Below are 20,592 nucleotides of genomic sequence, written 5' to 3'. Positions count from 1 at the left end.
CAACAAATACCACTGATGTAGTTCGGATTTTCCGGAACCGGACGGCGTGCGCGCGCGTCCAACCCGTATGTGAACGACATCGAGTTCGTCTTCGGGACCGGCGACGGCATCGTGCATCACTGGTCGGGGCAGGCCGAGCTGGCCCTGGCCGACACCGGCGTCGCCGACGCGCTATGGCTCTCCTTCGACGGTGACACCGGCGTCGACGACGCCCCGTGGGACTCCGATCGCGACGGCGCGGCCGAGAGCGTCGTGCCCGACATCCCGCTGGTCGTGGTCGACCACCGCGCGGTGCTGGCCCAGGAACCGGCCGGCGCGCTCAGCAGGCCGCCCTGGCTCGATGGGCATTGAGCGCGATCGCCACGACCCCGAGCGCGTAGACGGCCGCGCCGGCGAGCACCACGCCGATCGAGCGGCCGTCGGCCGGGATCACCAGCGCGGTCACCGCGATCGCGAGCACGAAGGTGATGTTGAAAACAGTGTCCTGCAGGGCGAATACCTGCCCGCGGTGATCGTCGTCGATGTCGATCTGCATGCTCGCGTCGCCGGTCAGCTTGATCGTCTGGCCCGCCAGCCCGAGCCCGAAGGCACCGGCCAGCAGCAGGCGGTGCGCGTTGTCGACGGACGCGCCGGTGGCCAGCGCGATCGGGGTCACCAGCGTCAGCTGCACGGCGACCGCGGTCACCAGCCCGAGCAGGACCGTGCGCGGCCTGCCCAGGCGTGGGATCAGCACCGGCGCGAGGATCGCGGCCAGCAGCATGCCCGCCGCCGCGAATCCGATCGCGACACCGAATCCGACCAGTCCCCCGCTCATCTCGTCGTTGCCGGTGGGCTGGCGCAGGACCAGCACCATGATCAGGGTGTTCATGCCGAAGACGACGCGATGCGCGCCGATGCCGATCATCGCCGTCGTCACCGTCGTCGCGCGCCAGACCGCGACCGCGCCGGTGCGCAGACCGGTGGCGATCGCGTGCACGGTGCTCTCCGAAGTGGCCGAACCACTTTCGGGCCCGAGCACGCGGTGCCGGAAGCCCGCGGCCAGCACCGCGCCGACCACCGAGCCGATCCCGCTCAGCGCCACCGCGACCGCCGACGCGGCATCGCCGGCCCCGATCAGCGCGATCACCGCCACCGACGCCGCGGCGCCGACCCCGGCGCACACCGAGGCGACCGTCGCGAGCACCGAGTTCATCGGCACCAGCCAGCGCTGTTCGAGGACCCGCGGCAGCGCCGCCGACACCCCGGCCAGCACGAACCGGCTGATGCCGACGGTCGCCAGCGCCAGCAGCAACAGCGGCGTCTCGCCGATCCCCGCGAACAGCCCGATCGCGGCCAGCCCGATCAGCACCGCCCGCGCCACGCTGGCGATCAGCAGGACGTTGCGCCGGTCCCAGCGGTCGAGCAGCGCGCCAGCGTAGGGCCCGAGCAGCGAGTACGGCAGCAGCAGCACCGCGAAACCGGCGGCGATCGCCAGCGGATCGGTCTCGCGTTCGGGGTTGAACAGAATGGCGCCCGAGAGCGCGGCCTGGAACATCCCGTCACCGAACTGGGCCGCGAGCCGCAGCAGCGCCAGGCGCGGCATCTGCGGATTCCGCCGGAAGACACCCCGGCTCTCGCGCAGCAGATGTCGCAACGAGGCAGGTGACTCATCCGCCGGATTCGAGCCGTCAAGGCGATGAGTCGACACCTCGTGAGAATAGTGGTGCCAGAATTGAGGCGGCGGTACGGGTGCGAGCAGGAGGAACGTATGTCCACATCGACGACACCGCGGATCGAACTGCACCGCGGTGGTGACCGGATGAAGACCCGGATCTCATGGCTCGATTCCAAACACTCGTTCTCCTTCGGCGAGCACTACGACCCCGACAACACTCATCACGGGCTGCTGCTGGTGAACAACGAGGACGTGGTGCTGCCCGGCGAGGGCTTCGACACCCATCCGCACCGGGACATGGAGATCGTCACCTGGGTGCTCGGCGGCAGCCTGGTGCACCAGGACTCACTCGGCCACAGCGGCATCATCTATCCGGGGCTGGCCCAGCGGATGAGCGCGGGCACCGGAATCTTGCACTCGGAGAAGAACGACTCCTGGCGCCTCGACGGCAAGCTGCCCGAGCACGACGAACCGGTGCATTTCGTCCAGATGTGGGTGGTGCCCGACGAGCCCGGGGTCGATCCGGGCTATCAGCAGCTCGAAATCGATGACGAGCTCGCCGGCGGCGGCTTGGTGACCGTGGCCTCCGGGCTACCCCGGTATCGCGATCGCACCGCCATCGCGATCAACTCCTCGCATGCGGCCATGCATGTCGCCCGGTTGCCCGCCGACGGTCCGGGCGTCACCTTGCCGGAAGCCCCCTACCTGCATGTCTTCGTGGCGCGCGGGGAGGTCGAGCTCGAAGGCGTCGGCACCTTGGCGCAGGGCGACGCGGTCCGGTTGACCCGCTCCGGCGGCCAGCTGGTGCGGCCACACGGGGACGCCGAGGTCCTCGTCTGGGAGATGCACGCGCGCCTGGGCGGGCAGTAGCTCAGGCCGAACCGGGCTCCCGCAGCAGCGCCGCCGACCGCGCGTTCGTGCGGGTGGCGGCGACGATCTGGGCGAAATCGGGCCGGTAGTCGCCGTCGGGTTCCTGCATCCAGGTGCGGTAGCCGCTGCGTTCGTCGGCCGGCGAGGGCAGCACGATCTCGCTGCCGGGTAGGGCCACCGAGGCGCACACCCGGAACAGATCGGCGAACAGCACGGTGTCGAGGTAGGAATTGTCGGTGGGGCCGGTCAGGAAGGTCCAGCGGCCGGAGCGGGGATGGGCGATGATCGGCCCGCAGCGCTGGCCGCGGCCGATCAGCAGGCCGCGCACCCGTTCCCCCAGCGTGGACGGCATGACCACCGCCCCCACCGCGCCGATCTCCAGCATGATCCGTCCCAGCGTCGAGTCGACCACACCGTAGAGCCCGTTGTGCTTGCGGTAGTGACGGCAGCGCGCCAGCGCATCCTGAGTGGCCGAGTACTCCTCGGCCGCGGTATACCCGCCTTTGTCATCTGTGCGCGACGTGCTCATCACGACCTCGTCTCTGTCGACGGTGACTCGATGTAGCTGTGGATTCGCTCGATCGGAGTGGATCGTTTCATCACGAACGGGTGGAGCGGGAAACTTTTTCATAACGGCAGGACGTAAGGGAAAATTGCCGTTCTACACAGCCTAATGCCGCACAACCACGCTGACAATAGTCAGTAGCTAGCGTGTCGGTCGGCGTAGCATATTCGGACATGTCCCCCGTTTCGCCGACCGCCGCGCGCTGGGAACTGGTGCTGCGCCTGCGTGAACTGCGCGAGCAGCGTGGCTTCGACTCGGCGGGGTTCGCCCGCCGGGTCGGCTTCACGCCGGCCAATTGGTCGCACGTGGAGAAGGGCAGGCGCGTTCTCACCCGCACCACCATCGAACCGGTCCTCGACGTCCTCGATGTCACCGCCGACGAGCGCACCGAACTGCTCGCCCTGCTCGAGGCCAGCAAGCAGCGCGGCTGGTGGACCACGGCCTCGGCGCTGATCGGTCCCGAACTGCAGCGGCTCTACGGGATGGAGGCGGGCGCGCAGAGCATCCGCAGCTACGACAGCCTGATCGTGCCCGGCCTGCTCCAGACCGAGGCCTACGCGCGCGCCCTGATCAGCGCCGACGTGATGATCCGCCCGGTCCAGGTCGACCAGTTGGTCGCGATCCGGCTGCGCAGGCAGCAGCGGCTGCGCGGCCCGGAGCCGCTCGAGCTCACCGCGGTGCTCGGCGAGGCCACGCTGCGCCAGCAGACCGGCGGCGCCGAGGTGCTGCGGGGGCAGCTGCGACACCTGGTGGAGTTGATGCGCGAACTCGATTCCGTCGATGTGCGCGTCATCCCGTTCAGTGCACCCGAAGGGGCGGTGCTCGGCGGTTCCAGCTTCCATCTGATCGACTTCGCAAGCGATCAGCTACCTACCTTCGCGTGGGCCGAGAGCGCCGTCTTCGGTGGCCCGGTCGACGACGCCGAGCAGGTGCGCGATCTCGGCTTCGCGTATGTGCGGGCCAGGGAGCAATCCCTTTCCCGCGCCGAATCTCTCGCGCTGATCAGGGAGTATGCCAGCGTGTAAGATTCTGGGTATGTCCACCACCGCTCGTCGCCGCCCGGCCGATCACGGCTGGTTCACATCGTCGCGCTCCAATAACGGTAACCAGTGTGTCGAGGTCCGCTTCGACGGCGACATCGTTCAGATACGTGACAGCAAATTTCGTCGCAATCCGATGAACGCCGGCCTCGACGAGCCGATCATCACCGTCGAGACCGACCTGTGGACCGCGTTCCTGCACTGCCTGCTCAGCGACCGCCGCCACCCCACCCTGCTCGCCCAGGTAGCCGCCGACGGCTCCGCCACCCTCCGCCACCACGACGTCCGACTCCATTTCACCGCCGGCGAATGGGCGGCCTTCGTGGCCGGCGTCCGCGACGACGAGTTCGTCTGCGCCTGACGGCGGTACGCGGGTGCGGGGTCCGAGGCCGCCACACGCGTCGGAGGTTGTCGGCATACTGGAGCGCGTGACTTCCGATCCGATCAGTCCCTCCGGTATCGATCTGTCCTTCCGTGACCAGGCGGTGCGCGTCCAGGACGACCTGTTCGCGCACGTCAACGGGCAGTGGCTGGCCGGGTACGAGATCCCGGCCGACCGCGCGGTGGACGGCGCCTTCCGGACGTTGTACGACCAGGCCGAGCTCGACGTGCAGGCGATCATCCAGGACAGCGCGGCGAACGCGTCCGACGACGCCGACGCCCGCAAGATCGGTGACCTGTACTCGAGCTTCATGGACACCGACGCGGTGGCCGCGGCCGGTTTCGCGCCGGTCGCCGCCGAGCTGCGCGAGATCGCCGAGGTCGACAGCCCGAGCGCGTTCGCCGCGCTGCTCGGCCGCCTGCAGCGCACCGGCGTGCGCGGCGCGCTGGGCTACTACGTCGACACCGACGACAAGGACTCCACCCGCTACCTGGTGCACGCCACCCAGTCGGGCATCGGTCTGCCGGACGAGTCGTACTACCGCTCCGACGAATTCGCCGAGATTCGCGACGCCTACCAGGCCCATCTCGCGAAGATGTTCACCATCGCCGCCGCCGACCCGGCGCTGGCCGGGCTGGTGCCCGCCGATCCGGCCGACGCGGCCCGCCGCGTGTTCGAGCTGGAACGCACGCTGGCCGCCGGCCATTGGGACGTGGTGCGCCGTCGCGACGCCGAGAAGAGCTACAACCTCACCACTTTCGCCGACCTGGTCGCCGAGAACCCCGAATTCGACTGGGCCGCCTGGGTGGACGCCGTCGCCGCGGGTGTGGACCGCAGCGGGTCCGAGCTGTTCGCCGAGCTCGTCGTGCGCCAGCCCGACTACGCGCGCGCCTTCGCGCAGGCGTGGACCGCGGTGCCGCAGGCGGATTGGCGCGACTGGGCCGTGTGGCAGGTGCTGCACGCCAGGGCGCCGTTCCTGACCGACGAGATCGTCGCCGAGAACTTCGACTTCTACGGCCGCACCCTCACCGGCGCGCAGGAGAACCGCGAGCGCTGGAAGCGGGGCGTCTCGCTGGTGCAGGAGCTGCTCGGCGAGGCCGTCGGCAAACTGTATGTGGCCAAGCACTTTCCGCCGCAGGCCAAGGCGCGGATGGTGGAGCTGGTGGCCAATCTGCAGGAGGCCTATCGCCGCAATATCGCCGACCTGGAGTGGATGGGCCCGGACACCCGCGCCGCCGCGCTGACCAAGCTGGAGAAGTTCACCCCCAAGATCGGCTACCCCGACACCTGGCGTGACTACTCCGCGGTCGAGGTCGACCCGGCCGATCTGGTCGGCAACTACCGTCGCGGATATGCCGCCGATCATGACCGTGACCTTGGCAAACTGGGTGGCGAGGTGGACCGCGGCGAGTGGTTCATGACCCCGCAGACGGTCAACGCCTACTACAACCCGGGCATGAACGAGATCGTCTTCCCGGCCGCGATCCTGCAGCCGCCGTTCTTCGACATGAACGCCGACGACGCCGCCAACTACGGCGGCATCGGCGCGGTGATCGGCCACGAGATCGGCCACGGTTTCGACGATCAGGGCGCCAAGTACGACGGCGACGGCAACATGAAGGACTGGTGGACCGACGCCGACCGCGCCGAGTTCGGCAAGCGCACCAGGGCGCTGATCGACCAGTACAACGTGCTCTCCCCCGCCGACCTGGCCGACGAGCACACCGTCAACGGCGAGTTCACCATCGGCGAGAACATCGGTGACCTGGGTGGCCTGTCGATCGCCCTGGCCGCCTACAAGATCTCCCTCGACGGTGCCGAGCCCCCGGTCATCGACGGGCTCACCGGCCTGCAGCGCGTCTTCTACGGCTGGGCCCAGGTCTGGCGCACCAAGGCCCGCCCCGAGGAGGCCATCCGCCGCCTCGCCGTCGACCCGCACTCCCCGCCGGAGTTCCGCTGCAACGCCGTGGTTCGCAACATCGACAGCTTCTACGAAGCCTTCGACGTCACGCCCAGCGACAAACTCTTCCTGGCTCCCGACGAGCGCGTGACAATCTGGTAGACCACTGTCACCTGGTGCGATGATCTGGGCCGCGACCGATCACAGGCGCGTTCGCCGCGGCGGGTGCCGGACGTAGTGGTGGTCGGCTCCGAGGTCGGCGACCGAACTCGGCTGCGTGCCGAGCAGATCCAGGTGGCTATCGAGATCGCGACTTCTGGTGAATCCGCGGTGCGCGGCGAATATCGCATTACGCCGAGGGCGACCGGGTCGGTGACGTTGACCGACCCGTGCCCACTGACCATCGAGCTCGATGGGCTCGTCGGCGGACGGGTTGTTTGATCGCTACGGTAGTGGGGTGCGCTGGAAGCAGGTCGCTGACGATACGTTCGTGATTCGTGGGACCGATGTGAATATGGTTCTGCTGCGGGAGGGGTCGGCGCTCACGCTGATCGATGCCGGCTGGCTCGGTGATGCCGGGGTCATCGAGCAGGCGGTGCGTGAGCTCGGGCATCGGCCCGAGGACATCGTCGCGGTGTTGCTGACCCATGCCCATCTCGATCATGTGGGGGCGCTGAATCATCTGCACCGGCGCTACGGGATTCCCGCGTACACCAGTGCGGTCGAGGTGCGGCACGCACGGGGGGAATGCCATGAGTCGGCCACGCCCCTGGACGTGATCAAACGGCTCACCGATCGGAGCACGATCGCGTGGGCCGCACGGATCACCGCGGCGGGTGGTCTGCGCAAGAACACCGTCGCCCACATCCAGCCCTTCCCCACCGCCGGCGCGCTGGACTTCCCCGGCAACCCGATCCCGATCGCCTGTCCCGGCCACACCTCGGGCCATTCGGCCTTCCAGCTGCCCGCGGCCGGCGCCGTCGCCACCGGCGACTCCCTGGTCACCGCGCACCCGACCTCGAGAATCCAAGGGCCCCAGCTACTCCCGAGCTTCTTCCATCACTCCGTCCCCGACACCCTGGCGGCACTCGCCGCGCTCGAGTCCGTTCCGGCCGATCTGGTTCTGCCGGGCCACGGCCTCCCCTTCACCGGTGGTGTGGCCGAAGCCGTCGCTCGAGCCCGCGCGACAGCCGTCCGGTCCGGAACTGCCAACAGCGAGTAGTCGACTCATCGGTGGCATCTGAGCCAGTAAATGCGAATAGCCACCGAGCAAGTCGCGTTTTCGAGAGTGAAAGTACAGTAAGAGCAGATGAATTGGCCCGCTCATCATGTCGAGCAGCGACCGTGGGCGGCGCACGACGGATCACGGGCCGGGCCCGTGCCCGAGTGGGTGGCGGTGTCGATCCCGCCGCGCATCGCCGAACTCGAGTTCGACTCCAGGAGAACGACATCCGCGAGTGAGGCCGCGCTGATCGCGGTGACCCATCTCGAAGCGGGTCAGGGCCAGTACTCGACGTCGCTGCGCGAATTCCTGCTGCGCGCCGAGGCGGTCGCGTCCTCGCGCATCGAGCACATCGACGCGGGCTGGCGAGCTTTCGGCAAAGCCTTCGGTGGCGCGTCGACCCGCGCCGAGGCGGCGTCGCAAGTCAGTGCTGTGCGCGGCCTCGCGGGCCTGGTCGACGCCGCGGCGACCGGACAGATCACCGAGGCGAGCCTGCTCAGCGCCCACCGGGTGCTGATCGCGCCGGAGTGGGAGAAGGCGGGCCGTTTCCGCACGGTGCAGACCTGGATCGGCGGCAGCGATTACACGCCGCTCCACGCGCTGTACGTGCCACCGCCGCCGGAGCTCGTGCCCGAGTTGGTCGCCGATCTGCTGGCTTTCGTCGCGCGCACCGACCTGCCGATTCTCGTGCAGGCCGCGATTGCGCACGCGCAGTTCGTCTCGATCCACCCGTTCGTCAGCGGCAACGGCCGGATCGGCCGCGCGCTGGTGAGCGCGATTCTGCGCAGGCGGGGGCTGACCGACCGGGTGACAGTTCCCTTCTCCTCGGTCATGCTCGCCGACACCTCGCGCTATTTCGCCCAGCTGGATGCCTACCGGGGCGGTGCCGCCGACGAGTTCGTCGTGTACCTGGCGCTCGCGGCGGTGTACGCCAGCGAGGCCGCCATCGACTCCGCCCGCGCCCTGGCCGCGCTCCCCCAACGCTGGCGCGACCGTGCCCGTCCACGCGGCGGCTCCGCCGACGAGGCCCTGCTCGCGAACCTGCTCGAGCACCCGATCCTCACGATCGCGGTCGCGAACCGCCTCACCGCGACGACGGACTCGGCGACCTATCGCGCCCTCGAACGACTCGTCGACCGCGGCATCCTCGAAGTCGTCTCCGACTCCACCCGCAACCGCATCTGGGCGGCCACCGACGTCTTCGCCGAACTCGGCGCCCTCGACGCGGCGATCGGCCGCCGGACCACGGCGGGTCTGTCGTAGCGTGCGCCGTCAGCGCACGCGATTGCCCTGGTCGGCGTCGAAGAAGAAGATCTCGTCGAGTTTCGGTCGCAGGTGCAGGGTTTCGCCGAGGGTGGTCCGGAACCGGCGGTCGACGCGGACGACGATCTTGCCGGAGCGGGTGGACCAGTCGGTGCCGGCGCCGTGGGTGTAGACGAAGGATTCGGCGCCGAGTTCTTCGAGGAGCTCGGCGACGACGGTGATACCCGACGGGTCGGTGGTGACCTCCCACGCCTCGGGACGGATACCGAGGACCACCCTGGCACCGGAGACGCTGCGGGGCACTGGGATTCGCAGGCCGTCCAGGATCGCCGCGCCGTCGACCACCGGCGCCTCGAGCAGGTTCATGCCCGGTGAGCCGATGAAGCCGGCGACGAAGGTGTTCACCGGGTCGTCGTAGAGGCGGCGAGGGGAGGCGATCTGCTGGAGCGTCCCGTCGCGCAGGACCGCGACGCGGTGACCCATGGTCATCGCCTCGACCTGGTCGTGGGTGACGTAGACCGTGGTGGTGCCGAGTCGCTGTTGCAGCGCGGCGATCTGGGAGCGGGTGCTCACCCGCAGTTTGGCGTCGAGGTTGGACAGCGGCTCGTCCATGCAGAAGACCTGCGGGCGGCGCACGATCGCGCGGCCCATGGCGACCCGCTGGCGCTGACCGCCCGAGAGCTTGGCGGGCTTGCGGTCGAGCAGCGGATCGAGCTCGAGCATGGCGGCCGCCTCCTTGACCCGAACGAGGGTGTCGGCCTTGCTCATTCCCGCGTTGCGCAGGGCGAAGCCCATGTTCTCGGCGACGGTCATGTTCGGGTAGAGCGCGTAGCTCTGGAACACCATCGCCACGTCGCGGGCGCGCGGTGGCAGTCCGGTGACGTCGCGCTCGCCGATGCGAATGGTCCCCTCCTCGACCGACTCGAGGCCGGCCAGCATGCGCAGGCTGGTCGACTTGCCGCAGCCCGACGGCCCGACCAGCACGAGGAACTCGCCGTCGGCGATGTCGAGATCGAGCGCGTCGACAGCGGGGGTGTCGGCGCCGGGATAGCGGTGCGTGACACCGTCGAACTGCACTGTCGCCATGGGGGATTCTCCTGGGAACGAGGCGGGCCGGTGGTCGCCACGACCACCGGCCCACGGGGTGACTACTTCGGCAGCTTGGGCGTGATCTGCCGGTCGATGATCGCCTGCACGTCGGCGGCGACCTTCGCCAGAACCGTGGCGGGATCGGCGTTCTGCAGACCGATCTGCTCGTAGCCGGTGCCGATGATCTGGTCGGCGCCGGGTACGAACACGCGGGCGTAGTCCTGGGACTTGGTCACCGACAGCTGGTCGATGGCGACCTTCGAGTTCGGGTTCTTCGCCAGGAAGTCCACCTCGGACGGGTCGGTCACCGCCGACTTGCGCACCGGCATGTATCCGGTGTTCTGCGAGAAGTACGCGGTGTTGGCCGCGTTGGTGACGAACTCGATGAACTTGAGCGCGTTGGTCTTGCGCGCGTCCGAGATCCGCGACGGAATCGCCAGGCCTGCGCCGCCGGTGGTGACGCCGGGGCCGTTCGGGTGCGGCAGGAACGCGGTGCCCACCTCGAACTTGCCGTCGGCGTTCTTCTTGATGCCCTTGAGATCGCCGGTGGAGGCGATCGTCGAGGCGGCCACGCCGGTGCCGAAGTCGACCGCGATCTGCGGACGGATCGCCGCGTACTTCTTCACATTGATCGAATCGCGCAGGTAGGTGGCCGCCGCGATCGAGCCCGGATCGGTGAACTTCAGCTTCCACTGATCGGAGTAGGCGCCGCCGAAGGTCCAGTTCGGGCCCTGGAAGGTCCAGCCGAGGTAGTTCTTGGCGTCGCCCCAGGCGTGCGCGAACTTGTCGGCGCCGACGACGGACTGGAGCTTGGGGCCCCACTCGTCGAATTCCTGCCAGGAGTTCGGGCCGCGGTCGGGCAGACCGGCCTTCGCCCACACGTCCTTGTTGTAGTAGAACAGCGGGGTCGAGCGGGCGTACGGCAGCGCGTAGTGCTTCCCGTCGAACAGGTAGTCGGCGGCGAGCGAGTCGACGTAGTCGCCCAGCTGCACGCCCGCGGCGCCGAAGTGGCTGTCCAGTGGCTCGATCGCCTTGGTCAGCGCGTAGTTGAACCACCAGACATCGGAGAGCACGACCACGTCGGGCAGGTCACCACCGGTGAGCGCGGCGTTGAACTTCTGCGCCACCTCCTCGTAGTTCTTGCCCGCGTCGACCAGGTTGACCGTCAGGTCCGGGTACTTCGCCTGGAACCGGTTGATCAGCTCCAGCTCCAGCTCCTTGGAGGTGCCGGGGTGGTTGGACCAGAAGGTGATGGTCTTGGCGTCGCCGCCGTCACCGGATCCGCCGCCGGTGCCCGCGCAGGCGGTGAGCGCCAGACCCGCGGCGGCCGCGCCGGTGAGGCCGAGGAAGCCGCGGCGGCTCAGCGCCGGGAATCGTTGACTGGACACGTGGATCTCCTGTTCGAGAATCAACCCTTGACCGCACCGGAAGTGAGGCCTTTGATCATGTGACGTTGCAGCGCGAGGAACACGATGAGGATCGGCAGCATCGTCAGCACGGTGCCCGCCATCACCGGCCCCCAGTTGGTGACCGACGGGTTCTCGGTGTTCTGCAGCAGGGTCAGCCCCACCGGCAGCGTGGCGACCTCGGCGGAGTCGGCCATCAGGAACGGCCAGAGGTACTCGTTCCACTCGTTGACCAGCGTGACCACCGCGAACGCCACCATCGTCGGACCCGACATCGGCAGCACCACCCTGGTCAGCAGCCGCCACCAGTTCGCGCCGTCCATCCGCGCCGCCTCGATGACCTCACCAGGCAGCGACAGGAAGTGGTTGCGCATCAGGAACGTGCCGAACGCGACGCCGCACAGCGGGATGATGATGCCCTGGAAAGTGTTGCGCCAGCCCAGCTGCGCGATCAGCGCGTAGTTGGAGATGACGGTGATCTGGTTGGGCACCATCAGCGCCGCGATGATCACCAGGAACACGATGTTCTTGCCGGGGAAGCGCAGGAACACCAGGCCGTAGGCGCTGAACACGCCGAGCGCGAACTTCACCGCCGACACCACGCCGGTGACGATCAGCGAGTTGCGCAGGAAGGTCCAGAACGGCACCGTCGTGGTGGCCTCGCCGTAGTTCTCCGGGTGCCAGCTGTGCGGCCAGTACACCGCGGGCTGGGTGTAGATGTCGGCGCGATCCTTGAGCGAGGTGATCAGGATCCAGAACAGCGGCACGCCGACCAGGATCAGCACGCACGCCATCGCGGCGTAACCGAGCGCGGTGACGGCGCGTTCGCGGCGCCGGTACGACAGTGTCTGCGGGCCTACGTGTTTCACCGATCGCCTCGATCCATGACGCGCACCTGGATCAGCGTGACCACCAGCAGCACCACGAACATGATGGTCGCGACGGTGGCGCCGTAGCCGGCCCGGAAATTGCGGAACGATTCCTCGTACACCTGGAACACCATGGTCGTCGTGCCGTTGCCCAGCGGCCCGCCGCGGGTCATCACATTGATGATGTCGAAGACTTGCAGCGAGTTCAGCAATACCGTGATCGACAGGAAGAAGGTCGTCGGACGAAGTTGTGGCAGAAGCACTTTGGTGAATGTCGTCCACCGGCTCGCGCCGTCCATTTCGGCGGCTTCCAGCAACTCGGCGCGCACGCCCTGGAGCGCGGCCAGATAGATGACGAAGGTATAGCCGAGGTTCTTCCAGATGTAAGTGATCGTCACCATGAACAGGGCCCAGTGCGGGTCCTGGTAGAAATCCGGCACCTTGTCCACACCGACGCGATGCAGGACGTCTTGTACCAGACCGAAACTCGGATCGAAGATAAATTGGAAAGCCACGCCGATCGCCGCGCCGGAAATCACGAAAGGCGCGAAAATGGCCGAACGAACCACATTGCGGCCGAACAGTTTTCGGTCCAGCAGCAGCGCCAGCGCGAGGCCGAGCGCCATACTCACCGCGACCGCGGCGACGGTGAAGATCACCGTGTTGGAGACGACCTTCCAGGAATCCTCGCGCCCCCACCACTCGACGTAGTTGTCGAAACCGATCGGGGTGGCAACGGGATCCGCGATGTTCCAGTCGGTGAACGACAGCCGGATGTTGTCCGCCAGCGGCCGGTAAACGAACAGCGTCAGCAGCACCAGATTCGGCACGACCAGGACCAGGAACAGCGCATAGTCCTGCCACGGGCGGTTTTTCAGCCCGCGGCCTCGTGGTGCGGGGAGGACCCGCTCTGGACTGCTTCGCACCGCGGCAGTTTTACGGCGCATGGCGAACTGTCGGTTAACCCTGGCCGCCGTCTCTCTGAACATCGGGCGCACAAGGGCGAGTACAGCAAAAAGCCGAACAACACGATCGCGATTGATCGTATTGTTCGGCTTTTGTTCAGCGAATCAGTTCCAGTCGCCCAGTCCGTCACCGGAACTCAGGGTGCCGCCCTGGGTGTTGGTGATGACGACGGCGTCGCCCTTGCGCGAGTTCTCCAGGAACCACTTGGCGTTCTCGGTGCTCACGTTCAGGCAGCCGTGGCTGGCGTTGGAGTAGCCCTGCTGGGCGACCGACCACGGCGCGGCGTGCACGAAGATGCCGCTGTTGGAGATGCGGGTCGCGTACTCGACCTCGAGCTTGTAGCCCTCGGGATCGGTGACCGGGACGCCGTAGGTGGAGGAGTCCATGACCATCTTCTCGAACCGCTCGCCCACGATGTAGGTGCCGTTCGGGGTCTCGTGGCCCGGCTTGCCGAGCGAGGTCGGCATCTCCTTGACGACCTCACCGTTCACCGTCACGGTGATCATCTTGGTGTTGTCGTCGACGCTGGCGATGAACGCGTCACCGATGCGGAACGAGCTGGTGGTGCCGCCGGCCACGACGTTGACGTCGGTGTTGGCGGGCCAGAACTCGTTGGGCTTCCAGCGCACCTGCTTGTCGCCGGTCCAGTAGAAGTGGCCGGGCGCGGGCTGGCTCGAGGTGACCTTGATGGCCTTCTCGGCGGCGGCGCGGTCGCCGACCGGCTCCTTGAAGGTGATGATGATCGGCTGCGCGACGCCGACGGTCTCGCCGTCGGCGATGTTGATGTTCGGCGGGGCGAACGGCGCCTGCGGCGCGGGCTCGTTCACCGCGGGCTGGCTGGAACCGGAGCCCGGGAGGGTCGGCTGTGCCTGCGCGGGCATGACGATCAAAGCGCCCGCCGCCGCGACTGCCGCCGACAGCAGCAGACCCCGGCGAAGCCAGCGCGATTGCTGCATATTTGCCTCGTAGTGCATAGGTTTCTCGTCCATTCCATCTCTCGTTCCGCCTGCGGCGGCGCGAGATCTTCGTGATTGACGCGGAGTCCGCAACGGGTCTCCACGGGGTAACGACGCCCCGACCCTGACCGTCCATTCCTACCCGTCCGGGGTGACAACGTGCCAGCCGCGCCGCCGGGCGATCACGGATCGGCAACTCTGTGCGCCAGGTCACATAACGCGCTGTTATACACGGGCTTTCGTCAAACGCCGCGCTCACGTCGGCGAGTCGGCGGCGGTGATCTCGGGCCGGGTCGAAGTACAGGCGTGTGAGCTCCAAACGTGAAGTGACCGAAATCACCCGGTCCGTGTGAAGTGGATCGCTCGATCCGGCGCCGTCGCGAGATTTCGGGGCACGGCGCGTGGCCGCGCACCCAGCGCCAGGCCGGGGTCCAGGGACAACCGGACCGTGGTCAGCACGGTTGCCAGCACGATGCGGAGTTCGTGTTCGGCCAGCGTGGCGCCGATACAGCGGCGGTGTCCGCCGCCGAACGGAGCGAACTCGAACGGCGAGACCTTGCGGTCGAGGAACCGGTCGGGGTGGAACAGCCGGGGCGCGGGCCAGGCCGACGAGTCGCTGTGCAGCACGCCGACGGCGAGCCCGATCGTCTGCCCGGCCGCCACGTCCACCCCGCGCCACCGCAGCGGCTCCCGGAGCGTGCGCAGCACGATGGGGACCGGCGGATGCAGACGCAGCGTTTCCTGGCAGACCGCGCCGAGCAGCGGCAGCGCGGCGAGATCGGCGGGGTCCGCGCCCGCCGCCGCCAGCTCGGCGGTGACCCGGTCGAGCAGGCCCGGCTCGCGATGCAGGTGATACAGCGCCCAGGTCAGGGTGGTGGCCGTCGTCTCGTGACCGGCGACGAGCAGGGTCCGCAGGTGTTCGCACAGTTGCGCATCGGTGAGGGCGCTGCCGTCGTCGTAGCGGGTGGCCAGAAGCAGATCGAGCAGGTCGCCGGAGCCAGGACCGTCGCGGCGCCGCCGGGCGATATCGGCCAGGATCACCCGGTCCAGTGCCGCGCGGGTGGCGACGAAGCGCTCCCACGGCCCGAATCCGCCCATGCCACGGCGTAAGACGGGCGCCACCAGCAACGGCGTGGTGAAGGCGGCGAGGAAATCGGTGACGGCACCGGCGTATTCGGGCTCGCGGTCGAGCTCGGTGCCGAAGACCGCCGCCAGGATGACCCGCAGGGTCATGGAGCGCGCCGCGGCAAGCGCATCGATCCGGCCGCCCACCTGCCAGGAACCCGCCGTGCCGCAACCGGTTTCGATTTCGCGCAGGGTCGCCGCGCGAATCACCCCGGCCAGCGCCCGCACGCGCGGACCGTGCAGCGCGGGCGCCAGCAGGGCGCGATCGGTGCGATGACGGGCGCCGGAGCTCAGGATCAGCGAGGCCGCGCCGACCATCGGTTCGATCGGATTGGGCCGCGGTGGCTCCAGCAGCGGCGCGGGCGCGCGGAACAATTCGCGCGCGCCCTCGGCCGTCCCGGTGAACAGCACCGGCGGGAAGCCGGGGAAGCCGACCGCGAACGGATCACTGTGGGCCGCGCGTCGCCGCAGGTAACCCTCGAAATCCCGGCCCGCGGCCAGTCCGTGCAGCAGCGACCAGCGTGGTGTCGCCGGGGGCGGGCGCAGCGCTGTCATGTCCGTTACTACGGCGCGCGCCGACGGCTGGTTCGAACCGGCACCTAGGTCGGCCCGGCCCGCAGCCGGCGCACCGTGCCCTGCGCGATCGCCGACAGCTTGGCCAGGCGCGCGTCACCGAGCGCGGTGAAGGAGTTGCCCAGCCGGTTGGTGACGAACGCGATCGACATCCGCAGGTCGGGATCGGCGTAGGCGCCGGAACCGCCGATCCCGTAGTGGCCGAACGCATGTCGTGGCTGCTGCTTGGTCATCAGCACCGGGCGGTGATAGCCGAGCGTGAAGTGCAGCGGCAGACCGAGGACGTAGTCGCGGCTGTCGGTCTGCTGGGTCCGGTTGACCAGCTCGATCGTCTCCGGCCGCAGGAATTGCACCGCCGGGTTGCCGCGCGGCGGCCGGGGTGCGGCGTCGCCCGCGTACACCGCGCCACCGTTGGCCAGCGCGCCGTACATCCTGGCCAACGCCCTGGCCGAGAAGACGCCGTTCCAACCCGGCATGACCGCGTCGTGCACGCGCGGGTCACGCACCAGCTCGTCGAAGCTCTCCGGCATGCCCGCCTCGGCCAGTCCGCGCGCGGGCCGCACCCACGACAGCACCGAGGACGCGGTATTCCACCGGATGCCCGGCGGCGCCAGGTGCGGGAAGATCTTGGCGATGCGGTGCCGCTGGGCGGCGGGCACCTGGAACCAGAACTCGTCGGTTCCCAGCGGCTGGGCCACTTCTCGCTCGAGCACCGTGGTGAACGATTCACCGGTCACCCGCTGCACGATCTCGGCGACCAGCCAGCCGAAGGTGATCGCGTGATAGCCCGAGGTGCGGATGCGACGGGGGTCGGCCGGGCTCTCCGCCAGCGCGGTGACCACCTTGTCGTAGTCGAGGATCCCCTCGCGTCCCGGCACCAGCCCGCGCACCCGGTGCAGGCCGGCGCGGTGTGAGAGCACATCGCGCACGGTGATGTCGTGCTTGCCGTGCGCGGCGAACTCCGGCCAGTACCGGGCGACCGGCGCCTCGTAGTCGATCAGCCCGCGCTCGGCCAGCCGGTGCACGACCGTCGCCGCGACGCCCTTGCCGGTGGAGAAGGTGAGCGCGACGTTCTCGCCGTTCCAGCGCTGGTCCTTGGCGGCCCAGCCCGCCCAGATGTCGACGACGGGCCTGCCGTCCAGGTAGATGGCCAGCGCGCCGCCACCGCGGCTGGGCTGCGGGAAGAGGCCGAAGAAATGGTCGGCCAGCCGGATGAATCGGGGATCGACCAGCATTTGGCGCGGTGCCGTGATCGGCGTGCCGCCGGGCCGGGTCAGGGGGCCGAAATCTCCCGCCGTTGCTGCCACCATCGGGTTCACCTCCTGATGCAGGTACGGCCGGGGGGCCGGAATCCCAAGGGTAACCCAGCGCCCCGACCATCGGGATGGAGTCGACGCCGGTGGCTCCGGTGGTGTATTCACAGTAGGTGTTTGCAGACCTGTCCATCGGCCGGCTCGTCGGCGCGGTCGCCATCACGGTGACCGCCTTCGTCGCGAGTGGGTGCGGTGGCACCATCGACGGCCACGCGCAGCCCGCGATCGATGTCGTCCCGGCGACCAGCAGCGCCGGCCCCACCACCAAGCCCGGCAAACCCACCACGGGCAAGCCGACCGCCAGCAAGCCGGCCCAGACCTCGACCCGGGGCGGCAGCACCGACTTCCAGGCCAACATCGGCGACTGCGTCTCGCTCGGCGGCACCGTCGACGACGCCACCATCGACAAGGCGTCGTGCGGCAGCCGCTCGTCGAACTACAAGGTCATCGGCAAGGCCAAGAACAGCACCGGCTGCGTCAGCGACCGCGACAACTTCTACGCCGAGACCCTCAACGGCATCGAGACCGGCGCGCTGTGCCTCGACATCGACTGGGTGGTCGGCGGCTGCATGGATGTCGGCGGCGACGAGCCCAAGCGGATCGACTGCGGCGAGTCCGGTTCCGAGCCGGTCAAGGTCATCACGATCAAGAACAACACCGACAGCGTCGACGACTGCCCCGACGTGGCCGACTCGGGCTTCAAGTACCCCGAGCGCAAAGTCGTGGTCTGCGTCCAGAGCCTGTAGTCCGGCGAAAGACCAGCGCGACGGCTAGTTTGGGAAGGTGCCCCCGACCCAGACGGTTCGGCTGAACTCGGCCACGGGGCGGTGGATCCTGCTCGCCACCATCCTCGGCTCTTCGATGGCGTCGCTGGACGCCACCGTCGTGTCGGTCGCGTTGCCGCGCATCGGCGAATCCCTGCACACCGACGTCGCCGGTCTGCAATGGACCGTCAACGGCTACACCCTCACCCTGGCCTCGTTCATCCTGCTCGGTGGGTCGCTCGGCGACAAGCTCGGCCGCAAACGCGTGTTCGTCTGGGGCGTGGCCGGATTCGCGGTGACCTCGCTGCTGTGCGCGGTCGCGGTGAATATCGAGATGCTGGTCCTCGCCCGTCTGCTGCAAGGCCTGGCGGGGGCGCTGCTCACCCCGGGCAGCCTCGCGCTGATCTCGGCGTCGATCGACAAGGACGACCAGGGCAGTGCGATCGGGCTGTGGTCGGGCCTGGGTGGCGTGGCGGGCGCGTTCGGGCCGCTGCTCGGCGGCGGGCTCATCGACCTGGTCGGCTGGCGGGCGATCTTCCTGCTGAACGTGCCGCTGGCGCTGGTCGTCGCGGTGGTGGCGATCCGGTTCGTGCCGGAGAGCCGTGATCCGGATGCGCCGTCGCGCATCGATGTACCGGGGGCGGTGATCGTCGCGATCGCGCTCGGGGCGCTGACGCTGGGCCTGATCGAGGGGTACCCGGTGCTGATCGGCGTCGGGGTGGTGGCGCTGGCGCTGTTCGTGGTCGTCGAGCTGCGCAGCCCGAATCCGCTGGTCCCGCCGTCGCTGTTCGGTTCGCGGGTGTTCACCGCGGCGAATCTGGTGACGTTCTTCGTCTACGCCGCGCTGGGTGGCGTCTTCTTCCTGCTGGTGCTGCAACTGCAGCTGGTCTCCGGATACTCGCCGATGGCGTCGGGCGCGGCGAGTCTGCCGGTGACGGTGCTGATGCTGGTGCTGTCCGCTCCGGCCGGGCGCTGGGCGCAGCGGCACGGACCGCGGATCCCGATGACCGCGGGCCCGCTGCTGGCCGCGGGCGGGGTGTTCGCGCTGCAACGGGTCGGGGCCGAGGCGAACTACCTCACCGATGTGCTGCCGGGGGTCCTGATCTTCGGGCTCGGGCTCTCGGTCATGGTCGCGCCGCTGACCGGCGCGGTGCTGGCCGCGGTGCCCGCCGGCGACGCCGGCATCGCCTCCGGGGTCAACAACGCCGTCGCCAGGACCGCGCAGCTGCTGGCCGTGGCGGCGTTGCCGGGCCTGGCGGGATTGTCCGGCGCGTTCGACGATCCGATCGCCTTCGCCGCGGGCTTCGACACCGCGATGCGGTGGTGCGCGGCATTGCTGCTGGTCGGGGCGGTCGTCGCGGGTGTGCTGCTGCGGGTCCCGCGCCGCGCGCCGGAGCCCGATCGGGTCGATTGCCTGCCGCACTGCGCGGGTGCCGACGGTCCGGCGCTCGCGCCCCTGGGACAGAAATACCTCGGACAGAAATAGTGCGGACCACGGGGAGCGCAATCCCCGTGACCCGCACGACTTCCGGCGATCCGAGCGGCTGCGCTACACCGGATGGAACCCCGCGCCGACGCCCCCGCGGGCGTTGATGTCGTTCATGATCGTGCTCATGTTCGTGCCGACCTCGGGCCCGAAGCAGGCCACGGCCAGATAGGCGTTCACCATGCCCACCAGGGTCGAGCCGACGACCACCGGCGCGCCGGAGTCGCCCTCGATCACGCACATCTGGGCCCAGGTCTCGGTATTGGTCTGGAAGACGTCACCCCAGGTGATGCCGCAGGTGTTGCCGGTGGTCCGGCCTTCCTTGCAGACGATCGTCGGGAACTGGGCGGGCCCGCCGACGCCGGTGATGGTGACGTTGCCGATCCGGTTGACCGGGATGATCCGCCCCGGCGTGAACTCGATGACCGCGTAGTCGAGATCGGGGTTGCTGTAGGCGAACCGGCCGATCTCGCCGTAGCCGCGGTCCACCTCGGCGGTGACGGTGGATCCCGCGTCGCCGCAGTGGCCCGCGGTCAGCCCGACGAGTCTGCCCGCGCCGTCGTAGCCGACCGTGGTGACGGTGCACTCGAACATGCTGTCGATGACGATTCCGGAGCCGCCGCCGATCACCGGTGGGCCGGGTTGAGCCTGCGAAGCGCCCGCGCCGGTGCCGAGCAGTGCTGCACCGAGGGCGACGGCGAAGGCGGCGTTGGCCACCTTGGCGAGTGTGGTGAACATGTCCCTCCAGACGTCGGAAGCCCGCACGATATCAATTCGCTCTGCCTATCGTGCCTGTATTCCGTCCCGGGCGCGCCCCGCCCGCCGGGCATGTCACTGCCATAGCTAATATCTATCAATGGAATGATCAATTGACCAGTTTTGCCGGGCTCTGTGATCTTCCGGAGTATTCGGCCGGGGGGTTCGTTATGAATGACAGTTTTCCGCAATATTTATTCGGCGCAACCGCCAGTACTGGGAATCCATGGGGAAAACGACATCCGGAGCAATCGCCGATACCCCCACAATTGTGGGCTGTATGGTCCGACATGGCGGAACTCATAGCCGTTCTCGACCGTGACCTCTGTCTATGACCGCGCTCACATGTCGGTGGTGTGTTCTGCGCTACTCCGTAGTAAGGTGCGTCAAGCA

The 20,592-nt window shown here is 68.5% G+C and carries 20 protein-coding genes; 10 read left to right on the top strand and 10 right to left on the bottom strand.

Going from position 1 to position 20,592, the window contains the following annotated elements:
- Window positions 1-69 precede the first annotated feature (69 nt).
- Window positions 70-351, top strand: a complete 282-nt coding sequence (locus ATM97_RS33590) for a hypothetical protein (protein ID WP_218722253.1) — start codon at window positions 70-72, stop codon at window positions 349-351.
- Here the strand turns inward: ATM97_RS33590 and ATM97_RS33585 are convergent.
- Entirely contained in the window at window positions 320-1,582 is a 1,263-nt protein-coding gene (locus ATM97_RS33585; RefSeq protein ID WP_255588809.1) for an MFS transporter, read from the bottom strand. The two genes, ATM97_RS33590 and ATM97_RS33585, sit on opposite strands and share 32 nt — an antisense overlap.
- A 165-nt stretch (window positions 1,583-1,747) precedes the next feature.
- On the opposite strand from ATM97_RS33585, the gene ATM97_RS33580 reads away from it, so the two are divergent.
- On the top strand, window positions 1,748-2,524 hold the full coding sequence (locus tag ATM97_RS33580; protein WP_218722252.1) for a pirin-like bicupin family protein: 777 nt from the start codon (window positions 1,748-1,750) through the stop codon (window positions 2,522-2,524).
- A gap of 1 nt (window position 2,525) precedes the next feature.
- On the opposite strand, the gene ATM97_RS33575 is transcribed toward ATM97_RS33580, so the two are convergent.
- Window positions 2,526-3,053 carry a hypothetical protein gene (locus tag ATM97_RS33575; protein WP_218722251.1) on the bottom strand — a complete coding sequence of 176 codons (528 nt, stop codon included), beginning with the start codon at window positions 3,051-3,053 and terminating at the stop codon, window positions 2,526-2,528.
- 209 nt (window positions 3,054-3,262) lie between these two features.
- On the opposite strand from ATM97_RS33575, the gene ATM97_RS33570 reads away from it, so the two are divergent.
- From ATM97_RS33570 to ATM97_RS33545, 6 genes are all read left to right on the top strand, one after another.
- Window positions 3,263-4,114 (top strand): helix-turn-helix transcriptional regulator, encoded by an 852-nt coding sequence (locus tag ATM97_RS33570; RefSeq protein ID WP_218722250.1) that lies wholly within the window; start codon window positions 3,263-3,265, stop codon window positions 4,112-4,114.
- A 10-nt stretch (window positions 4,115-4,124) separates the two neighbouring features.
- Window positions 4,125-4,490, top strand: coding sequence for a DUF397 domain-containing protein (locus tag ATM97_RS33565; protein ID WP_218722249.1), 366 nt, complete (start codon window positions 4,125-4,127; stop codon window positions 4,488-4,490).
- Window positions 4,491-4,557: 67 nt separating this feature from the next.
- Window positions 4,558-6,573, top strand: a complete 2,016-nt coding sequence (locus ATM97_RS33560) for a M13-type metalloendopeptidase (RefSeq protein ID WP_218722248.1) — start codon at window positions 4,558-4,560, stop codon at window positions 6,571-6,573.
- Window positions 6,574-6,651: 78 nt separating this feature from the next.
- Window positions 6,652-6,852 carry a hypothetical protein gene (locus tag ATM97_RS33555; protein WP_218722247.1) on the top strand — a complete coding sequence of 67 codons (201 nt, stop codon included), beginning with the start codon at window positions 6,652-6,654 and terminating at the stop codon, window positions 6,850-6,852.
- Window positions 6,824-7,633, top strand: a complete 810-nt coding sequence (locus ATM97_RS33550) for an MBL fold metallo-hydrolase (protein ID WP_374104934.1) — start codon at window positions 6,824-6,826, stop codon at window positions 7,631-7,633. The genes ATM97_RS33555 and ATM97_RS33550 overlap by 29 nt, the downstream gene beginning before the upstream one ends.
- Window positions 7,634-7,720: 87 nt before the next feature.
- On the top strand, window positions 7,721-8,896 hold the full coding sequence (locus ATM97_RS33545; protein WP_218722245.1) for a Fic family protein: 1,176 nt from the start codon (window positions 7,721-7,723) through the stop codon (window positions 8,894-8,896).
- A gap of 9 nt (window positions 8,897-8,905) precedes the next feature.
- Here ATM97_RS33545 and ATM97_RS33540 read toward each other — a convergent pair whose 3' ends face one another.
- From ATM97_RS33540 to ATM97_RS33510, 7 genes are all read right to left on the bottom strand, one after another.
- A complete protein-coding gene (locus tag ATM97_RS33540; RefSeq protein WP_218722244.1) occupies window positions 8,906-9,982 on the bottom strand; it encodes an ABC transporter ATP-binding protein in 1,077 nt (358 codons plus the stop codon).
- Window positions 9,983-10,044: 62 nt separating this feature from the next.
- Window positions 10,045-11,373 (bottom strand): ABC transporter substrate-binding protein, encoded by a 1,329-nt coding sequence (locus ATM97_RS33535; RefSeq protein ID WP_218722243.1) that lies wholly within the window; start codon window positions 11,371-11,373, stop codon window positions 10,045-10,047.
- 20 nt (window positions 11,374-11,393) lie between these two features.
- The gene (locus tag ATM97_RS33530; RefSeq protein ID WP_255588806.1) at window positions 11,394-12,185 is read right to left on the bottom strand and encodes a carbohydrate ABC transporter permease; all 792 of its coding nucleotides are present in this window, start codon (window positions 12,183-12,185) and stop codon (window positions 11,394-11,396) included.
- 71 nt (window positions 12,186-12,256) lie between these two features.
- Complete coding sequence (locus ATM97_RS33525; protein ID WP_218722280.1) at window positions 12,257-13,207, bottom strand: carbohydrate ABC transporter permease; 951 nt, start codon at window positions 13,205-13,207, stop codon at window positions 12,257-12,259.
- 123 nt (window positions 13,208-13,330) lie between these two features.
- The gene (locus ATM97_RS33520) at window positions 13,331-14,215 is read right to left on the bottom strand and encodes a L,D-transpeptidase (RefSeq protein WP_374104933.1); all 885 of its coding nucleotides are present in this window, start codon (window positions 14,213-14,215) and stop codon (window positions 13,331-13,333) included.
- A gap of 303 nt (window positions 14,216-14,518) precedes the next feature.
- Window positions 14,519-15,862, bottom strand: coding sequence for a cytochrome P450 (locus tag ATM97_RS33515; protein ID WP_218722241.1), 1,344 nt, complete (start codon window positions 15,860-15,862; stop codon window positions 14,519-14,521).
- A gap of 44 nt (window positions 15,863-15,906) precedes the next feature.
- A complete protein-coding gene (locus tag ATM97_RS33510) occupies window positions 15,907-17,115 on the bottom strand; it encodes a serine hydrolase domain-containing protein (RefSeq protein WP_218722278.1) in 1,209 nt (402 codons plus the stop codon).
- 191 nt (window positions 17,116-17,306) lie between these two features.
- Between ATM97_RS33510 and ATM97_RS33505 the strand changes: the two genes are divergently transcribed.
- Both ATM97_RS33505 and ATM97_RS33500 read left to right on the top strand, forming a co-directional pair.
- A complete protein-coding gene (locus ATM97_RS33505; protein WP_218722240.1) occupies window positions 17,307-17,939 on the top strand; it encodes a hypothetical protein in 633 nt (210 codons plus the stop codon).
- Between the two features lie 37 nt (window positions 17,940-17,976).
- Window positions 17,977-19,443 carry an MFS transporter gene (locus ATM97_RS33500; RefSeq protein WP_218722239.1) on the top strand — a complete coding sequence of 489 codons (1,467 nt, stop codon included), beginning with the start codon at window positions 17,977-17,979 and terminating at the stop codon, window positions 19,441-19,443.
- Window positions 19,444-19,506: 63 nt separating this feature from the next.
- Here ATM97_RS33500 and ATM97_RS33495 read toward each other — a convergent pair whose 3' ends face one another.
- Window positions 19,507-20,181, bottom strand: a complete 675-nt coding sequence (locus ATM97_RS33495; RefSeq protein ID WP_218722238.1) for a S1 family peptidase — start codon at window positions 20,179-20,181, stop codon at window positions 19,507-19,509.
- Window positions 20,182-20,592 lie beyond the last annotated feature (411 nt).

This window comes from Nocardia sp. MH4, assembly GCF_019266065.1.
Taxonomy (GTDB): domain Bacteria; phylum Actinomycetota; class Actinomycetes; order Mycobacteriales; family Mycobacteriaceae; genus Nocardia; species Nocardia canadensis.
The sequence above is the reverse complement of the archived record's forward strand: the minus strand, read 5'-3'. Positions and strand labels throughout refer to the sequence as shown.

Excerpts from the sequence above, each read along its gene's own strand:
- ATM97_RS33585 (WP_255588809.1), bottom strand. The coding sequence starts at position 1,582 with ATGCCGCGCCTGGCGCTGCTGCGGCTCGCGGCCCAGTTCGGTGACGGG.
- ATM97_RS33580 (WP_218722252.1), top strand. The coding sequence starts at position 1,748 with ATGTCCACATCGACGACACCGCGGATCGAACTGCACCGCGGTGGTGAC.
- ATM97_RS33575 (WP_218722251.1), bottom strand. The coding sequence starts at position 3,053 with ATGAGCACGTCGCGCACAGATGACAAAGGCGGGTATACCGCGGCCGAG.
- ATM97_RS33570 (WP_218722250.1), top strand. The coding sequence starts at position 3,263 with ATGTCCCCCGTTTCGCCGACCGCCGCGCGCTGGGAACTGGTGCTGCGC.
- ATM97_RS33565 (WP_218722249.1), top strand. The coding sequence starts at position 4,125 with ATGTCCACCACCGCTCGTCGCCGCCCGGCCGATCACGGCTGGTTCACA.
- ATM97_RS33550 (WP_374104934.1), top strand. The coding sequence starts at position 6,824 with ATGGGCTCGTCGGCGGACGGGTTGTTTGATCGCTACGGTAGTGGGGTG.
- ATM97_RS33545 (WP_218722245.1), top strand. The coding sequence starts at position 7,721 with ATGAATTGGCCCGCTCATCATGTCGAGCAGCGACCGTGGGCGGCGCAC.
- ATM97_RS33540 (WP_218722244.1), bottom strand. The coding sequence starts at position 9,982 with ATGGCGACAGTGCAGTTCGACGGTGTCACGCACCGCTATCCCGGCGCC.
- ATM97_RS33530 (WP_255588806.1), bottom strand. The coding sequence starts at position 12,185 with ATGGCGTGCGTGCTGATCCTGGTCGGCGTGCCGCTGTTCTGGATCCTG.
- ATM97_RS33525 (WP_218722280.1), bottom strand. The coding sequence starts at position 13,207 with ATGCGCCGTAAAACTGCCGCGGTGCGAAGCAGTCCAGAGCGGGTCCTC.
- ATM97_RS33520 (WP_374104933.1), bottom strand. The coding sequence starts at position 14,215 with ATGGACGAGAAACCTATGCACTACGAGGCAAATATGCAGCAATCGCGC.
- ATM97_RS33515 (WP_218722241.1), bottom strand. The coding sequence starts at position 15,862 with ATGACAGCGCTGCGCCCGCCCCCGGCGACACCACGCTGGTCGCTGCTG.
- ATM97_RS33510 (WP_218722278.1), bottom strand. The coding sequence starts at position 17,115 with ATGCTGGTCGATCCCCGATTCATCCGGCTGGCCGACCATTTCTTCGGC.
- ATM97_RS33495 (WP_218722238.1), bottom strand. The coding sequence starts at position 20,181 with ATGTTCACCACACTCGCCAAGGTGGCCAACGCCGCCTTCGCCGTCGCC.